Annotated in this window: 2 protein-coding genes; both read right to left on the bottom strand. The window is 69.9% G+C overall.

Annotation, left to right across the window (positions count from 1 at the left end):
- Positions 1-351: 351 nt before the first annotated feature.
- Positions 352-630 (bottom strand): PspA-associated protein PspAA, encoded by a 279-nt coding sequence (gene pspAA, locus AOK03_RS24175; RefSeq protein WP_055567443.1) that lies wholly within the window; start codon positions 628-630, stop codon positions 352-354.
- A 26-nt stretch (positions 631-656) separates the two neighbouring features.
- Complete coding sequence (locus AOK03_RS24170; protein ID WP_079074928.1) at positions 657-1,481, bottom strand: PspA/IM30 family protein; 825 nt, start codon at positions 1,479-1,481, stop codon at positions 657-659.
- Positions 1,482-1,894 lie beyond the last annotated feature (413 nt).

Below are 1,894 nucleotides of genomic sequence, written 5' to 3'. Positions count from 1 at the left end.
CGCCGTTCCCCGCGCCCCTGGGCTGCCGCCCTCGGCTGCGCCTTTGGCTGCGGGTCTGCTGTGGCTGAGCGCGCCGTTCCCCGCGCCCCTGGCTGCGTCCCCGGGTGCGGGTTTGTGGGGGCTGAGCGCGCCGTTCCCCGCGCCCCTTGGCTGCCGCCCTCGGCTGCGCGTTTGGGTGCGGGTCTGCTGTGGCTGAGCGCGCCGTTCCCCGCGCCCCTGGCTGCGCCCTCGGGTGCGGGTTTGTGGGGGCTGAGCGCGCCGTTCCCCGCGCCCCTGGCTGCGTCCCCGGGTGCGGGTTTGTGGGGGCTGAGCGCGCCGTTCCCCGCGCCCCCGGGCTGCGCCCTCGTGGCTTCAGCCTGGGATCAGGCCGTCGTCGCTCAGCATGTCTCGGACCTCGTCCAGGGTGGCGTCCGGGGCGGGGAGGATCAGTTCCGAGGGTTCCAGGGCGTCGTCCGGGAGGGGGGTGCCGAGCTCCCGGACCTTGTCCAGGAGCGCATGGAGCGTGCGGCGGAAGCGGGGCTCGTCGCCGCTCTCCATCTCCTCCAGCAGGTCGTCGTCCAGCTTGTTCAGTTCGGCGAAGTGGCTGTCCGCCAGCTTCACCTGCCCCTCCCCCATGATCCGTACGATCATGTCGTCCTCCTCGGACGTGCGTAGGGCTACTGCTTGTCGAAGCGCGGGGTGTCCTGGGGCTGCTGCGACTGGGGCTGGCCCTTGCCGCCCTCGATCGCCTGCTGCCCGCTGCTGGAGCCGCCCCCAGAGCCAATAGCCTGGGAGGTACCCCCAGCCAGCTCGGCCTTCATGCGCTGCAGTTCCAGCTCTACATCAGTACCACCGGAGAGGCGGTCCAGCTCGGACTGGATGTCGTCCTTGGCGAGTCCGGAGGAGTCGTCGAGGGCTCCGGAGGCGAGCAGTTCGTCGATCGCGCCGGCCCGCGCCTGGAGCTGCGCGGTCTTGTCCTCGGCGCGCTGGATCGCCATGCCGACGTCGCCCATCTCCTCGGAGATGCCGGAGAAGGCCTCGCCGATGCGGGTCTGCGCCTGGGCCGCGGTGTACGTGGCCTTGATCGTCTCCTTCTTGGTGCGGAAGGCGTCGACCTTGGCCTGAAGGCGCTGGGCCGCGAGGGTGAGCTTCTCCTCCTCGCCCTGGAGGGTCTGGTGCTGCGTCTCCAGGTCCGTCACCTGCTGCTGGAGCGCCGCACGGCGGGACAGGGCCTCGCGGGCCAGGTCCTCGCGGCCGAGCGCCAGCGCCTTGCGGCCCTGGTCCTCAAGGGTCGAGGACTGCTTCTGGAGCTGCGTCAGCTGCAGCTCCAGGCGCTTGCGGGACGTCGCCACGTCGGCGACGCCGCGGCGCACCTTCTGCAGCAGCTCCAACTGCTTCTGGTACGAGTAATCGAGGGTCTCGCGCGGGTCCTCGGCCCGGTCAAGGGCCTTGTTCGCCTTCGCGCGGAAGATCATCCCCATACGCTTCATGACACCGCTCATGGGCTTCGCGCGCCCCCTTCTGACGGACTTCCAGCTCCAGGTACTGCTCAGAACCCACAGTACGGGCCCTGCATCCATTACCGCACTGTTCGCGGGCGGATGCGCTCATCCCCAAGGACGACTGCATCGCGCACCGCTCCGGCGTAAGGAGTAGGTGCACCCCTGTGAGCCGGTCCCGAGGCACTGCTGCGGCACCACGGAACCGGACGCATACCGCCTGCTACGTCCCATTGCGCACGTAATCAAGACGCCCGGTGTTGCCGGATCGTTCCCCTCCGGACGGACGTCCATGTCTCCGCACCCCGTACCCTTGGATTTTGTGTTCCGTAGCCGATCCAAGGATGAGAAGGCCCCGGCTGTTCAGGCGCCGGTGACCGACTCCACCCAGCCCCGTGACCCGCAGGCCCCGAAGG

It is taken from the genome of Streptomyces atriruber, from assembly GCF_001418325.1.
GTDB classification, from domain to species: domain Bacteria; phylum Actinomycetota; class Actinomycetes; order Streptomycetales; family Streptomycetaceae; genus Streptomyces; species Streptomyces atriruber.
This window is presented reverse-complemented; position numbering and strand designations above follow the sequence as displayed.